Source organism: Bradyrhizobium sp. RT6a (assembly GCF_040547675.1).
In the GTDB taxonomy this organism is placed as follows: domain Bacteria; phylum Pseudomonadota; class Alphaproteobacteria; order Rhizobiales; family Xanthobacteraceae; genus Bradyrhizobium.
In genome coordinates, this window is the sequence record NZ_JBEPQC010000001.1 from 1 (window position 1) to 15,461 (window position 15,461).

Sequence of the window (15,461 nt, forward strand, 5' to 3'; positions counted from 1 at the left end):
GGCTTGCGAGCGAAAACATGCAGCCTGTTGCCGGTCGTGTGCCCGGACACGTCGATCAGGATATCGACCTTGTCGGCCTGAATGCGATCGGCCAGTTCGTCATCTGAAAGCTGCCAGGCGTCGACCCAGACGTCCGCCATCGACTTGAACTCGTCCGTTATCTCATCTTGTAACGGCGAACACGAATAGCAGACGATCTCGAACCTGGCGTGATCATGATGGCGCAGCACCGGCAACAGAGCGAACGCTGCCGAGTGGTTCCTGAATTCGGAAGCGACATATCCGATCAAGATCCGCTTGTCCGGATCGAGCGTGCGGGGCGCCAACGCCCTTCGCGGCAATTTGGCGCCGACCGCGTCCCACCATTGTTTTCGCGCGGCCTGCTGGACCGCAAAATCGGCGTCGGGAAGATAGTCCAGAAAGAAGATCTTGCGCCCGATCAAGTCCGCATAATCCGGCGCAATTGCCAGCCCCGCATCGAGATGTTCGAGCGCCGTCACGATGTCACCCTGGCTCGCATAGCAGGAAGCCAGGAGCGCAATCCCGATGTCCGACCGTGGATTTTCCTCCAGCAAGGTCTTGACCGCAGCAATCGCCCCGGCCGTGTTGCCTTTGAGAATGTTGACTTGCGCCTTTCCTTGCAAGGCCACTTCGAGCCTCGGTGAAAGCGCCAGCGCCGCATCGAAATCCGCAAGCGCCTGCTCCAGCCGCGACAGATCGAGATTGAGCCGTCCGCGCTGCGCCAGAATCTTCGGCGAATCCGGCTTGATCGCGAGCCCCGCCGCGATAGCTGCGGCCGCCTCCTCATAATGCCGGAGCTCGATGCACACCATGCCCTTGCCCGCGATCGCTTCCGCGTGACGCGGCTGAAACGCGAGGGCGCGATCGAAACTCTCCTTGGCGCGCTGGAACTGGCCTTCGATCAGCTCCGCCATGCCACGATTGCAAAATGCATCGGCATAGTCCGGCTTTAGCCTGATAGCGCGATCGTGCAGCTCGATAGCCTGCCCGGCGAGGCCCATGTGCAGCAGCGTATTGCCAAGATTGGTCAAGGCAATTGGAGAATTCGGCTTCAGCGCAATGGCCTTCTCCTGGCATGCGCGAGCGTCCTGAAACTTCTGGAGATTGAAATACACGGCCCCGAGATTGCCATGGGCATCGGGCGAACGCGGATCGAGCACGGTCGCGCGCTCGAGCAGTTGTTGCGCCTCCTCGAGCCGCCCACAATCATACGCGCGCAAGCCGAGCAGGTGCGCGGCGTCGAAATGATCCGGAACCTCCGTCAGAATCCGACGGCAGAGTGTCTCGACCTCCGCATATCTGCCCTGCCCGAGTGCCTGAACCGCGGCGGACATGACCGCGTCCGCCTGCTTCTTCAACTTCTTTTGCAATCGCGCGTTCTGGAATGCGCGCGCGCCGGCGCTGCTCTGCAAAGTCTCTCTCCGGAGTATGGCCCGAAAAGAGGCTGGCCGATTCGCATGGTGCCAAGCTGGCGGGGCGGTTAGACCAGCGACGTCACCCGGATTGCAGGCGCTCAGCGCAGGATCTGGCTCAGGAACAGTTTTGTGCGGGCGTGCTGCGGGGCCGCGAAGAACTCTTTGGGCGTATTGGCTTCGATGATCTGGCCCGCGTCCATGAACACGACGCGGTTGGCGACCTCGCGGGCAAAGCCCATCTCGTGGGTGACCACCAGCATGGTCATGCCCTCCTCAGCGAGGTCGACCATCGTGTCCAGCACCTCCTTGACCATTTCGGGGTCAAGCGCCGAGGTCGGCTCGTCGAACAGCATCACCTTCGGGTTCATCGTCAGCGCGCGGGCGATCGCGACGCGCTGCTGCTGACCGCCGGACATCTGTCCCGGAAACTTGTTGGCCTGGTGCGGAATCTTGACCCGCTCCAGAAACTTCATTGCCGCGGCCTCGGCGTCCTTCTTGGGGATGTTGCGCACCCAGATCGGCGCCAGCGTGCAATTGTCCAGCACGGACAGGTGCGGAAACAGGTTGAAACTCTGGAACACCATGCCGACTTCGCGCCGCACCGCATCGACGTGCTTCAGGTTCGGCCCGAGCTCAATGCCGTCAACGACGATCTCGCCTTCCTGAAACTCCTCGAGCGCGTTGATACAGCGGATCAGCGTCGACTTGCCCGAGCCGGACGGGCCGCAGATCACGATGCGCTCGCCCTTCTCGACCGCAAGGTCGATGTCGCGCAGCACGTGAAACTCGCCGTACCATTTGTTCAGGCCGGAAATCTTGACGATGGGGTCGGACATGGTGACCTCGATCAGTTGCGCCGGTGAGCGTTGAGGCGATGCTCGACGAAGAGCGAGTAGCGCGACATTCCAAAGCAGAAGATGAAGTAGATGATCCCGGCGAAGGCGAACCCGGTGAACGCGGTCGACGGCGACGACCATTTCGGATCCGAGAACGACGCCCGCAGTGAGCCCAGGAGATCGAACAGCGCCACGATCGAGACCAGCGAAGTGTCCTTGAACAGCGAGATGAAGCTGTTGACGAGATTCGGAATGACGTGGCGCAGCGCCTGCGGCAGCACGATGAGCGAGGTCGTCTTCCACCAGGACAGCCCCAATGCCGCGGCCGCCTCGCCCTGCCCGCGCGGGATCGCAGCCAGCCCGCCGCGGACGTTCTCGGCCTGATAGGCGCCCGTAAACAGCGAAATTCCAATCAGCGCACGCACCAACCCGTCGACCGTGAAATTGCCCGGCAGAAACAGCGGCAGCATGTAGGTGGCGAAGAACAGCACGGTGATCAGCGGCACGCCGCGCCAGAACTCGATGAAGGCGATCGAGAAGATCCGGATCAGCGGAATGGTCGAGCGGCGGCCAAGCGCCAGCGCAATGCCGATCGGCAGCGAGGTGACGATGCCGGTGACGGAGACCACCAGCGTCACCAGAAGTCCGCCCCAAAGGTTCGTCTGCACGATCGGCAGTCCGCCGTGATCGAGCCCCATCAGCTTGATCACGGTTGCGATGGCGACAAAGGTGGCGATGCTGGATGTCAGGGCCCGCCCCCCGGTGCGGAGGCCACCGCCGAGAACGAAGGCGATCAGCGAGACGATCGCGGCGGTGATGGCGAAATCGGCCCAGACCGACTGGCCTGTCCCCTGCAGCTGATCTCGCAGCCAAGTCAGCGGAAAGATCAGCCAGTAGATCAGGTTGCCCACGAGCACGATGACATTGCCGACGACCCACAACAGCGGTGCGGCAGTGGACGTCTTGCCGAGACTGAGCAGAGCCTGCCCGGCGCCGATGATGCTGTCGTCGAACAATTGCAGCAGGTCAGCGGTCCAGCTCAGGCCAAATCCCTTGATGCCGCCGCCGTGGAGCAGAAAGAATGCGACCACCGGAAACGCAAAGAAGAACAGGCCTGCATTCAATCCTTTCGACGGCAGTCGCGGAATGAGCAACGGCACCAACAGGACCACTGACAGGACGAGCGTGAGGTTGACCCGCCAGCGTTCGGCTTCGGGGTAGAAGCCGTAGATCAGTTGCGGCAGCTTGGCCTGGATGTAGGGCCAGCAGGCGCCGACCGCAAAGCCGGCGTTCTCGGCGAGGCAGGCCGTGCGATCCTTGCCGGTCCAGACTGCATCGATCATCAGGAATCTGACGGAAGGGATGATGGTGAACCATAGCAGCAAGGCGCCGACGATCGTGAGCAGGATGTTGGTCGGCGAGTTGAACAGGCGCGTCCGCATCAGGCCGATGAAGCCCGTGGTCTTCACCGGCGCGGGACGCTCACCGAGAATATCCTGGCGAACGAAGCTGGACGAGGTGATATCGCTCATGCGCCGAGACTCCGGCTGACGCGCCAACCGTAGACGCTCATGACGGCGCTGGTGATCAGCGAGATCAGGAGATAGACGCCCATCGTCATGGCGATGATCTCGATGGCCTGCCCGGTCTGGCTCAGCGACGTGCCGGCGAACACGGAGACGAGGTCAGGATAGCCGATCGCGACGGCCAGCGACGAATTCTTGGTGAGATTGAGGTACTGGTTGGTCAGCGGCGGAACGATCACGCGCATCGCCTGTGGCACGACGACCAGGCGGAGCGTAGTGCCGCGGCTCAGTCCCAGCGACGATCCCGCCTCCATCTGTCCGCTGTGGACGGAGAGGATGCCCGCGCGCACGATCTCGGCGATAAAGGCAGCCGTATAGGTCGACAAGGCTAACGTGAGCGCCACAAACTCCGGGATGATCCGCGAGCCGCCGGCGAAATTGAAGCCCTTGAGCTGCGGCAGCTCGAAGCTGAAGGGCAGACCCGCTACCAGCATGGTGATGAGCGGCAGTCCGAACAACAGGCCCAGCACATAGGGCCAGATCCGGATCATCTGCCCCCGCTGGAACAGCGCCTGGCGCGCATGGATGCGCAGCGCCAGCGAAGCCACGATGCCGAGCGCCAGCACGGCAAGAAACGCCTCGAAGCCGCTCTCGCCGATCGGGCGGGGAATGACGAGACCGCGATTGCTGACGAAGGCGATGCCGAGCAGCGAAATGCTCTGTCGTGGATTGGGCAAGGCCGCGAGCACCGCCAGGTACCAGAACAGGATCTGGAACAGCAGCGGCAGGTTGCGGATGATCTCGACATAGATCTCGCCGACGCGCGCGAGCAGCCAGTTGGGAGACAGCCGGCACAGTGCGACGATAAAGCCGATCACGGTGGCAAACACGATGCCCACCACCGAGACCACGAGCGTATTGAGGAGCCCGACAAGGAACACGCGCAGGAACGTGTCCGAGCCGGTATACGAGATCAGCGTCTGATTGACGTCGAAACCGGCGTTGTTCGCGAGGAAACCGAAGCCGGCGGCAATGTGCTGGTTCTCGAGGTTGGCGCGGGCGTTGGAGACGATTTCATAGGCAATCCAGCCCAGGACCGCAGCGAAGGCAAACTGGACGGCGATGCCGTTCCAGCCTGTCTTGCCCCCCAGCACGCGCCTGATCTTCAGCGCGATCTGGGGCGGGGGTTTGCGAGCCTCGATGCTCATCGCCGCGAGCGCGGGTCAGGCGGGGTCAGCGGATCGGCGGCGCGTACTGGAGACCGCCCTTGTTCCAGAGATTGTTGAGACCCCGACTGATACCAAGCGGCGAGCCCGCGCCGACGTTGCGGTCGAACACTTCGCCGTAATTGCCGACGGCCTTCACGATGCGCACCACCCAGTCCTTGCTCAGGCCGAGCTGTTCACCAAAATTGCCGTCGGTGCCGAGGACGCGCTTCAGCTCCGGATTTTCCTGTTTCGTCTTCTCGTCGACGTTCTTCGCGGTCACCCCCAGCTCTTCGGTGGTGACCAGCGCAAACAGCGTCCATTTCACGATGTCAAACCACTGGTCGTCGCCGTGGCGCACCATTGGTCCGAGCGGCTCCTTCGAGATGATTTCCGGGAGCACCATGTGATCGCCGGGATTGGCAAGTTTGAGGCGGTTGGCGTACAGCCCCGACTGGTCGGTGGTGAAGACGTCGCAGCGTCCGGCCTCGTAGGCCTTGACCGTTTCGTCGTTGGTACCGAACGCGATCACCTCGTACTTCATGTTGTTGGCCTTGAAGTAGTCGGCGAGATTCTGCTCGGTCGTGGTGCCGGTCTGGACACAGACCGAGGCGCTGTTGAGCTCGAGCGCCGAGTTCACCTTGAGCGACTTCTTCACCATGAAGCCCTGCCCGTCATAATAGGTCACGCCGGTGAAGTTGGCGCCAAGCGACGTATCGCGCGAGATGGTCCAGGTGGTGTTGCGCGACAGCACGTCGACTTCGCCGGATTGCAGCGCCGTGAAGCGGTCCTTGGCGGACAGCGGCACGTATTTGACCTTGGTCGGATCGTTGAAGATCGCCCCGGCGATCGCGCGGCAGACGTCGACATCAAGCCCGGTCCAGTTGCCTTTGTCGTCCGGCGAGGAGAAGCCGGGCAGGCCCTGACTGACGCCGCAGGACAGCATGCCCCGGTCCTTGACGGTCTTGAGCGTTTGCGCATCGGCGGCTTGGGCAGTCAGGCCGGCGGCGAGTGCGAGAGTGAGAGCCAGGGTTACGCGTTTCATGGGCTTTGGGCCTTTCAAAGTCGTCTCAAGGTCAGGAACGTTGTCTTTGCGATCGTCTCTGCCGGGGCTAGCCGTATCAAGACTAGCCCTGCAAGAGTCATGCTGGAAAACCTTGCCGATCACCCGCCGATCCCGGGAGGCCCTACCTTAATCCCCGCCGAAAGCGCCCGCCGTTACGGCTGTGGCGCATGGTCCGGTCAAGCGATGGATCGAAGGTCGCGGCAGGCCCCTCAACATGCGGCGACTGAATAGCACTGCGATAACAGAACGACTGGCGTGCCGGGTCAAGGGGTTGACGGGACTCTTCTGTGTTCTGTTATTAACGACAGCGGCCTTTCGGCCAGCCCGCGGGCGCAGGGCGCCTACTGGAAACGCGCTTTTGAAAGCAGACGCATGGATTCCTCACACCCCTCCGAGCAGCACGCCGAAACCCGGCTGGTCACCTCCGGCCGCGACACCAAGGCGCAGAAGGGGTTCGTCAACCCGCCCGTCTTCCACGGCTCGACCGTGCTCTATCCGACCGCCGAGGACCTGCACGCCCATCGCGGCGAGTTCCAGTACGGCCGGCACGGCACGCCGACGACCCGTGCGTTCCAGGACACCCTGATGGCGCTGGAGGGGCCGCAATGCGCCGGCGTCGGCATCGTGCCGTCGGGTCTGTCGGCGATCTCGACCACCCTGCTCTCGGTGCTGAAGGCCGGCGACCACATCCTGGTCTGCGATAACGTTTATCGGCCCTCGCGCAATTTCTGCAACGGCATGCTCACCCGCTACGGTGTCGAGACCACCTACTTCGATCCGATGATCGGCGCCGGCATCGACAAGCTTTTCAAGCCCAACACAGGCGCGGTGCTGGTCGAAGCGCCCGGCTCCCAGTCGTTCGAGATGCCCGACATCCGCGCCATCGCCGAGGTCGCGCATGCGCGCGGCGCGCTCGTCATCGACGACAATACTTGGGCGACGCCGCTCTATCACCGTTCGCTCGAACAGGGCGTCGACATCAGCATGCAGGCCGCCACCAAATATATCGGCGGCCATTCCGACATCATGTTCGGCACCATCTCGGCCAATGCCAAGGCCTGGCCTCAGATCGCCGAAGGCATCCGCCTGCTCGGCGTCTGCGCCGGTCCCGATGACGTCTTCCTGGCGCTGCGTGGCCTGCGTACGCTGTCGGTGCGGCTGGCGCACCATCATCGCTCCGGGCTCGACATGGCGCGCTGGCTTGCGAGCCGTCCCGAGGTCGCGCGTGTGCTGCATCCGGCGCTAGAGACCGATCCAGGCCATGCGATCTGGAAGCGCGACTTCACGGGCGCGTCGGGCCTGTTCAGCATCGTCTTGAAGCCGGCGCCGCAGAAGGCGGTCGACACCATGCTCGATACGCTAAAACTGTTCGGCATGGGCTTCTCCTGGGGCGGCTTCGAGAGCCTGGTGATTCCGTTCGATTGCGACGCCTATCGCACCGCGACCAAGTGGGCACCGGGCGGGCCTACCTTGCGTCTGCACATCGGCCTCGAGAGCACCGACGATCTCAAGGCGGATCTTGATCGCGGCTTCGCTGCCCTCAAGGCAGCAATGTGAGCCTGCTCACAAGGCATCGCGCCTCGGGACGCGGCAATCACGCGCCGGCGGACGCGCCAACGCGCGCCGCGGGAACGTGCAGCTGCCGCAAACGTTAACGCCGATGCGCCAACAAATGGTTTGAACCTCAAGCAATTGGCGCTAGCCTCACCAATCGACTCTCATCCGGACACGGAGCATGGGAACGTTGGTACTGCTCGATCTGATGGGCGGCGTGGCGCTGTTGCTGTGGGGCCTGCACATGGTCCACAGCGGGATTCTGCGCGCCTTTGGCCCGGACCTGCGACGGCTGCTCGGCAAGGCGCTTGGTAACCGCTTCAACGCGTTTGCCGCCGGCCTCGGGCTGACCGCGCTGCTCCAGAGCAGCACGGCGACCGCGCTGCTCACGAGTTCGTTCGCAGCCGAGGGCCTGCTCAGCCTGGTCACCGCGCTTGCCATCATGCTCGGCGCCAATGTCGGCACGACGTTGATCGTGCAGGTGCTGTCGTTCAACATCGCCGCCGTTGCGCCGGTCCTGTTCGTGCTTGGACTGGTCGCCTTCCGCGCGGGTCCGCGCTCGCGGATCAAGGACGTCGGCCGTGTCTTGATCGGTCTCGGACTGATGCTGCTGTCGCTGCACATCCTGCTCGACACGCTGGCGCCAGCCGAGAACGCACCGGGCGTTCGCCTCGTGATGTCCTCCATCACGGGCGATCCCGTTCTGTGCATCGTGATTGCGGCGCTCGTCACCTGGGCGGTGCATTCGAGCGTCGCCAGCGTGCTGCTGATCATGTCACTCGCCTATTCGCAGTTCATCTCGCCTTACGCCGCGCTCGCACTGGTGCTTGGCGCCAATCTCGGCAGCGCCATCAATCCCGTATTCGAAGGCGCCAAGCGTGACGATCCCGCCAGCTATCGCCTGCCGGTAGGCAATCTCGTCAACCGCGTGATCGGGATCGCCCTGGTCCTGCCCTTCCTGGGCCCGATCGCCGAGCACATGCACGCCTGGCAGCCGGATCTCGCCAGGATGACGGCGGCGTTTCATATCGCCTTCAACGTCGGCACGGCCGTGGTCTTCATCGGCCTGCTCGACACCATGTCGCGCCTGTTGACCCGGCTCCTGCCCGATCGTGTTCAGGAGGCCGATCCGGCACGGCCGCGCTATCTCGACGAGACCGCGCTGGAATCGCCGTCGCTGGCGCTGGCCGATGCCGGCCGCGAAACCCTGCGCATGGGCGATCTCGTCGAGATCATGCTGCGCAAGGTGATGGCGGCGATGATGAGCGGCGACCGCGCGCTGGTCGACCAGGTCTCGAAGATGGACAACATCGTCGACGGCCTTGACGAAGCCATCAAGCTCTACGTGACGAAACTCATGCGGGGCAGCCTCGACGAGAGCGAGGGCCGGCGCGCCATGGAGATCATCTCCTTCGCCATCAATCTGGAACATATCGGCGACATCATCGACAAGAGCCTGAGCGAGCTTGCGACCAAGAAGATCAAGCGCCGCTTTCAGTTCTCGCCCGAGGGCGCCGAGGAGCTCGCTGCCTTCCACAAGCGCACGATGGATTCGCTGCGCATCGCCTTCGGCGTCTTCATGTCGGGCGACGCCAACGAGGCGCGCAAGCTGCTGGTGGAGAAGACGGCGCTGCGCAACACCGAGCTTGCCGCCGTCGAGCGCCACCTCGATCGCCTGCGCGAGGGCCGGCCCGAGACCATCGAAACCACGTCGCTGCATCTCGACGTGCTGCGGGACCTGCGCCGCATCCATTCGCATATCTGCTCGGTCGCCTATCCCGTGCTCGACGCGGCCGGCGAGCCCCATCGCAGGCGCGAGACGGAGACCGCCGCCCTGCCCGCGTCGGGCGCAGCGTCGGTGCTGCCGCGCTAACGTGGATCAGCGCTCCAGCGTCTTCGAGGCGCGGCCGCGGTTCTTCACGATCAGCATGATATTGCGGATATAGATGATGGTCGCGAGCGACTGACCGAGGATGATGACGGGCTCACGCTTGACGACCCCATAGACCAGCGTCATCAGCCCGCCGCCCATGGAGCAGAACCAGAACGCCATCGGCACCACGCTATTGCCGGCGCGCTCGCTCGCGATCCACTGCACCAAAAAGCGCGCTGTGAAGAACAGCTGCGCGACGAGGCCGAACGCCAGCCAAAAATCGAACTTGGCGACGAAGACGTCGTAGAAATAGTTGCTCAGCGCCTGACCGTATTGGATGATCATGCCTTCACCTCAGTCACATCCGGCGTCGGCTTCTTGCGGCGGATCAGCCACCACACGCCCACGAGATCCATGATGCCGATCCACAGCCGGTCGAAGAAACCGTAATTGGACACGCCGGAATGTCGCGGCCGGTCGATCACGTCGACATAGGCGATTTCAAAACCCTCGCGGCGCACCAGCGCCGGCAGGAAGCGATGCAGCCCGTCGAAATAGGGCATCATCAGGAACACCTCGCGCCGGAACGCCTTTAGGCCGCAGCCGGTGTCGCGCGTACCGTCCTTCAGGATTGCGTTGCGGACGCCGTTGGCGACGCGCGACTGGAACTTCTTGAAGCCGGTATCCTTGCGGCCGACGCGTTGTCCTGCGGCAAGTCCGACCTTGCTTCCGTTTTCGACCGCCGCGATCAGGTCCGGCAGGAAGGCCGGATTGTTCTGGCCGTCGCCGTCGAGCGTCGCCACGATCGCGCCGCGTGCGGCACGCACGCCGCTGCGCACGGCGGCAGATTGGCCGCCTGATTTGGCATGGCGCAGCTGGCGCAGATTGTCCCGCTGCTTCATGACCCCGCCGAGCCGTTCGCTGGTCGCGTCCGTCGAACCGTCATTGACGTAGATGATCTCATAGGCCCAGCGGCCGTCGAGCGCCGCGCCGATCTCCTCGATCAGCGGCACGATGTTGTCGGCTTCGTTGCGCACGGGAACGACGATGGAAACCGAGGGCTGGAAAACCGAAGGCTGGGGCGACGACAAATCGAAAGCTCGTGGTTGGAATTGGCTTGGCTCGGGAACCGAGGTCCCGGCAGGCAGCCGCTTTTATGGGGCGGATGCCCCGTGGGCAACCCTTTTGAGGCGGCCCGAGACCGCCCCCGCAAGAGGCACAATGGTGCCGTCCGCACGGATGGCAAAGCCGAGCCTGCGGGCCGCGAACCAGTAGCGCACCGCCATGGCGCCCACCATGCCCACCAGGGCGCCGGCCACGACGTCACTCGGGTGATGCGCGAGCAGCACCAGTCGCGTCAGCAGGATCACGATCGCGTAAGTGAACATGAACACGCGCAGGCGCGGCCACAACGCAGAGACCGCAAACGCGAGCGCGAACGCCGTCACCGCATGACCCGACGGCAGGCTGGCATAGGCCCCCGTCCCCTCGAACGGGATGAAGTTGAACGGATTGGCCTTGCCGCCGACGAACGGACGTCCGCGACCGATGAGATATTTCAGGATCTCAGCGACGAATATGGGCACGGCAACAGACAGAAACATGAACTGCAGCCGCGTGCCGAGGCCGAGCAGCAACGCGCGGCTTGTGCCGTGCAATCCCGCCGCAACGAGCACCAGCACCACCAGCACGCCCCCGAGCACCGAGAGCACATACTCGTCCTTGCCGAAATCGGTGAGGATGCGGATCGGCCACAGGCCCGGCGTGCCACGCGCCGGCATCAGCTGGATCTCGGTCAGGTCGAACGCGACCATCAGCGCGATGACCAGGGCTGCACCTGCCGCACTGAGCCACAGCGAATGCCGCGCCAGCTTTCGCGCTGCCTCGGCGCGGCGCGAATGCGAGGGCGAGCGCACGAGCTGCGCCAGGGCGCGCCCCGACAGCGTCAGCAACTGCGCGGGATAGCTCGCGCGCGGCGCGATGTCGGTTGGTGCCGACATCCTACTCGGTGCCTTCCGAGCGGAAGATCGAGATCGAGATCGCACGCCCTTGCGAGAAATTGTAGCCCTCGATGCGCGTGCCAACCTTGTAGCGCAGCCCGATCGCCTCGGCGCGCTGCACGAAGCCGCGCTCCGAACGCTGCTCGATCAGCGCGAAACGGCAGCTTCCCTGCCGCAGGAAATCCGCCGCGCCCGAACCGTCGGTGAGCAACGTCTGCGTACCCGTCAGGAAGACGAGGCTCGGCTCGTGATAACCGGCCGCGGCCGCCTTCGGGCCGACGCAGGTGACGTTGCGAAGCGCGCGTGCGATCTCGATGCTCGGAAACAGCGGCGTCAGCGACGGCAGCACGATGCCGTAGACCGTCACCGCGAGCATCAGGGCTGCGACCAGAGCATTGAGCAGCGAGCGCTCGGCGTGGTTGTTGTCGTGAAGCCACCAGGCGAACAGACCGAAGATCAGCGAGGCCGCGATGAACGGCCAGGCGACGAAAGCAGGCTGCCGCGTCAGCATCACCGCGCCGACGACCGCGATGATCGAGCCGCCCACGGGGATCGCGAACCACCAGGCCGAGCCGCGCATCAGCCAGGACCACGACAGCACCCGCCGCTCGAGCGCGCCCGCGGTGAGGATCGCGATCGCGGGGTACAGCGGCAGCACGTAATGCGGCAGCTTGGTCAGCACCACCTCGAACACGATCCAGGACGGGACCAGCCAGGCCAGCAGGAACTGCGCGCCGGGCTCGCGCCGCGCGCGCCAGACCGCGGGCGCCGCCATCGCCGCGAGCGGCGCGCCGGGCCAGAACGTGATCCAGAACAGGGCCAGGTACAATCCGGGCGGCGCGCCGTGGGATTCCTGCGCGCCCAACTTGCTCAGCATGTCGCCGCCGACGGAATCGGCGAAGAAGGCATCGCCCGCGCGCCAGAAGATCGCGACGAACCAGGGCAGCACCAGCACCAACATCCACATCAGGCCCCAGAGCGGGCGCAGCTTCCATAGCCAGGAGGCATCACGGTCCTGGATCGCGAGCGCGACGATGGTCAGGCCTGCGAACATCAGGATCAGCGGGCCCTTGATCAGGATGCCGACAGCGAGCGCCGTCCAGAAGATCGCAGGCCAGCTCCAGGGCGGATGCGTCTCGTCCTCGGCGCGCTGCCACGACAGATACGCCCGCGCCATCGCGCCCATTGCAGCGGTCACGCAGAACAGCAGCATCGCGTCGGTCTTGGCGAGCCGCGCCTCGACCCCGAGCAGCACGGAGGCACACATCAGAAGTGCCGCAAGCACCGCGGCGCGCCGCGTGACGAAGCCGAGCGCCGCCCAATAGGTCATGAGCACGGCACCGATAGCGCCGATCAGCGACGGCAGCCGGTAAACCCAAATCCGCAATTCGGCCCGCGGCAGACCGAGCGCCGATGCCGTCTCGACCGCGGCCGATTGCAGCCAATAGATGCCGACCGGCTTCTTGTAGCGGACGTCCTCCTGGAAGCGGATATCGACATAATCGCCACTCTCGACCATCTGCTTGGTGGCCTGCGCAAAGCGTGCCTCGTCGCGGTCAACCGGCGGAATCGTGAAGAAGCCCGGCAGGAATAACAGCAGCGCGCACAGCAGCAGGAAGGCGACCGCGCGGACGTGGCTGGCCGTGGCGATGTCGAACATGGACACGAGCCGGCTGCCCGGATTCACCGGGGATTTCGGCTCGCGAGGAGCTCCAAAACGGGGTGCTGGGTAGGTCTCGGCCATCGGTTCCGCTTACGCTGAAACCGCCATCGCCACAACCGCTTGCGGCAGGATCACTGAATTCGAATGACAACTGTGTCCGCGGCGCCCGTGGCATCGATGACCGTCAGCCGCGCAAAGCCCGGACCGGGCGGATCGATCAGCCGCTGGCGCCGTCCGTCGATCTCGCCCTGCGCCGTTCCGTTAACCATGACGGTCATGGGCAGAACGCCGCCGGCGACCTTGACCGGCATGGCTGCGCCACCTTCGCCACCTGAGCGATCGACATCGATCCGCGAGCCGTTCAGCGGAAACTGGATGTGCAGGGCCTGTTCGCCCCCGGTTCGCACTAGGTCTCCGACCGGGCGGAACCGCCTCAGCGGCAACGGCAGCTTGGCGTTACTGGCAACGAGAGTTCCTTTCGGCGGCTTCGGCAACGGGAGGAGCGTCTTTCCGGTCCGGGCGAAGGCGTCGAACAGAATGGGCGCGGCGGCGACGCGCCCAATCAGGCCCGGAACCGGCGCACCGTCGGGCCGACCGACCCAGACGCCGATGGTCATGCGCCCGTCGAAGCCCATCGACCAGGCGTCGCGATAGCCATAGGAGGTGCCGGTCTTGAAAGCGATGCGGTTGTGAGCCGCGTTCTCCGGCGGCGGAGTGCCGAGCAGCACATTACCCACTTGCCAGGCCGCGACCTGATCGAGCAGCCGCAGCGGCTCGCGGTCGTCCCTGTCGCTCATGATCTCGCGCAGCGGCTTGGTGGTGCCGAGCCGGGCGAAGCCCGCATAGAGCTGGGCGAGGTCCTGCAGCGTCACGCCGACGCCGCCAAGGCCCATGGCAAGTCCGGGCGCCTCGTCCTTGGGCAGCACCAGATTGCCACCGGCCTGGCGCAGCCGCGAGGCCAGCCGGCTTGCGCCGACGCGGTCCAGCAGCACGATCGCGGGCACGTTCAGCGACAGCTGCAGCGCCTTCTTCACCGGCACCGTGCCCTGGAACGTCATGTCGAAATTTTCCGGCGCGTAGGAGCCGAAGCGCACGGGCCGATCGTCGATCAGACTGTCGGGATGAACAAAACCGTCCTCGAAGGCGAGCCCGTAGATGAACGGTTTCAGCGTCGAGCCCGGCGAGCGGACTGCGCGGGTCATGTCGACCTGCCCTGCCCGGCGCTCGTCGAAATAATCCGCCGAGCCGACGCGGGCGAGCACGTCGCCGCTCTCATTGTCGACGACGATGATGCCGACCGAGATGTTCGGCCCCAACGCAAAGGCACGGTCGCGCGCCAGCGGCTCCAGCACCTTTTGCAGGTTGGCATCGAGCGTCAGCTTGATGACGGGCGCGTCCTTGACCGTCGCAAGCGCCGCATCGGAGGCATGCGGCGCCAGGATCGGCATCGGCTTGCGCAGTTTCGGCACGGGAACGGCCTTGGCCTGCTTCGCATCATCGAGGCTGATCTGTTGCTCCTCGACCATGCGGTCGAGTACGCGGTCACGCGCCTTGCGCGCCGCATCGGGATGGCGATCGAGCCTGCGGGTCTCCGGCGATTGCGGCAGCGCGACCACCAACGCCGCTTCAGCCAGCGACAATCGCTTCGGCTCCTTGCCGAGATAGGCGATCGAAGCGGCCCGAATGCCTTCGAGGTTGCCGCCGTAAGGCGCGAGCGCCAGATAGAGATCGAGGATCTCGCTCTTGCTCAAGCTGCGCTCGATCTCGATCGCTCGCACCATTTGCCGCAGCTTTGCATAGAGCGAGCGCTGCCGCCGCGGCTCCATCAGCCGCGCGAGCTGCATCGAGATGGTCGAGCCGCCCGAGACGATGTGGCCCCGCGTCCCAAGCTGAAACGCAGCGCGCCCCAGCGCCAGCGGGTCGATGCCGTCATGTGCGTAAAAGCGCTGGTCCTCATAGGCGAGCAGCAGCTTCAGATAGGTCGGATCGACGTTCGTTTTGGTCTCGACCGGCAGCCGCCAGCGCCCGTCCGCCATCGCATAGGCGCGCAGCAGCTTGCCGTTGCGATCGACGATGGTGGTGGAAACCTGGCGGGCTTCGTCGAAAGGCAGCGGACCGAGGGAGTAAACCCAGGCGACGAAGCCGACGGTGGTGAGGATGAGGACGAAGGCGGCTATCGACAGAACGCGACGGCCCCACCTCCGCACTCCGTCATGGCCGGGCTTGTCCCGGCCATCCACGTTCTTGACGGCACCACAGTCCGTGGATGCCCGGGACATCTGCGCGAAGACGCGCTTCGCGC

At 64.6% G+C, this 15,461-nt stretch carries 12 protein-coding genes; 2 read left to right on the forward strand and 10 right to left on the reverse strand.

Annotated elements, in window-relative coordinates:
• From ABIC03_RS00005 to ABIC03_RS00025, 5 genes are all read right to left on the reverse strand, one after another.
• The coding region (locus tag ABIC03_RS00005) for a tetratricopeptide repeat protein (RefSeq protein ID WP_354054476.1) at positions 1-1,433 on the reverse strand (1,433 nt) is incomplete at its 3' end.
• 101 nt (positions 1,434-1,534) lie between these two features.
• On the reverse strand, positions 1,535-2,272 hold the full coding sequence (locus ABIC03_RS00010) for an amino acid ABC transporter ATP-binding protein (protein ID WP_247286117.1): 738 nt from the start codon (positions 2,270-2,272) through the stop codon (positions 1,535-1,537).
• A gap of 11 nt (positions 2,273-2,283) precedes the next feature.
• On the reverse strand, positions 2,284-3,804 hold the full coding sequence (locus ABIC03_RS00015) for an amino acid ABC transporter permease (RefSeq protein WP_354054479.1): 1,521 nt from the start codon (positions 3,802-3,804) through the stop codon (positions 2,284-2,286).
• Positions 3,801-5,006: an amino acid ABC transporter permease gene (locus ABIC03_RS00020; protein WP_275172615.1), complete on the reverse strand. Its 1,206-nt coding sequence runs from the start codon at positions 5,004-5,006 to the stop codon at positions 3,801-3,803. The genes ABIC03_RS00015 and ABIC03_RS00020 overlap by 4 nt, the downstream gene beginning before the upstream one ends.
• 25 nt (positions 5,007-5,031) lie before the next feature.
• Positions 5,032-6,048, reverse strand: coding sequence for an amino acid ABC transporter substrate-binding protein (locus tag ABIC03_RS00025; protein ID WP_354054481.1), 1,017 nt, complete (start codon positions 6,046-6,048; stop codon positions 5,032-5,034).
• A 393-nt stretch (positions 6,049-6,441) separates the two neighbouring features.
• Between ABIC03_RS00025 and metC the strand changes: the two genes are divergently transcribed.
• Together metC and ABIC03_RS00035 are read left to right on the forward strand one after the other, a co-directional pair.
• A complete protein-coding gene (gene metC / locus ABIC03_RS00030; RefSeq protein ID WP_354054483.1) occupies positions 6,442-7,626 on the forward strand; it encodes a cystathionine beta-lyase in 1,185 nt (394 codons plus the stop codon).
• Positions 7,627-7,804: 178 nt separating this feature from the next.
• Complete coding sequence (locus tag ABIC03_RS00035; RefSeq protein ID WP_354054485.1) at positions 7,805-9,496, forward strand: Na/Pi cotransporter family protein; 1,692 nt, start codon at positions 7,805-7,807, stop codon at positions 9,494-9,496.
• 6 nt (positions 9,497-9,502) lie between these two features.
• Here the strand turns inward: ABIC03_RS00035 and ABIC03_RS00040 are convergent, their stop codons facing one another.
• The 5 genes from ABIC03_RS00040 to pbpC all read right to left on the reverse strand — a co-directional run bounded on the left by ABIC03_RS00040 (position 9,503) and on the right by pbpC (position 15,399).
• Positions 9,503-9,841 carry a lipid-A-disaccharide synthase N-terminal domain-containing protein gene (locus tag ABIC03_RS00040; protein WP_275172619.1) on the reverse strand — a complete coding sequence of 113 codons (339 nt, stop codon included), beginning with the start codon at positions 9,839-9,841 and terminating at the stop codon, positions 9,503-9,505.
• Complete coding sequence (locus tag ABIC03_RS00045) at positions 9,838-10,587, reverse strand: glycosyltransferase family 2 protein (RefSeq protein ID WP_354054487.1); 750 nt, start codon at positions 10,585-10,587, stop codon at positions 9,838-9,840. Before ABIC03_RS00045 ends, ABIC03_RS00040 begins: the two co-directional genes overlap by 4 nt.
• A 63-nt stretch (positions 10,588-10,650) precedes the next feature.
• The gene (locus ABIC03_RS00050; protein ID WP_275172621.1) at positions 10,651-11,496 is read right to left on the reverse strand and encodes a phosphatase PAP2 family protein; all 846 of its coding nucleotides are present in this window, start codon (positions 11,494-11,496) and stop codon (positions 10,651-10,653) included.
• A gap of 1 nt (position 11,497) precedes the next feature.
• Positions 11,498-13,240, reverse strand: coding sequence for an ArnT family glycosyltransferase (locus ABIC03_RS00055; protein ID WP_354054490.1), 1,743 nt, complete (start codon positions 13,238-13,240; stop codon positions 11,498-11,500).
• 50 nt (positions 13,241-13,290) lie between these two features.
• The gene (gene pbpC, locus ABIC03_RS00060) at positions 13,291-15,399 is read right to left on the reverse strand and encodes a penicillin-binding protein 1C (protein WP_502916926.1); all 2,109 of its coding nucleotides are present in this window, start codon (positions 15,397-15,399) and stop codon (positions 13,291-13,293) included.
• Between the last annotated feature and the right edge of the window lie 62 nt (positions 15,400-15,461).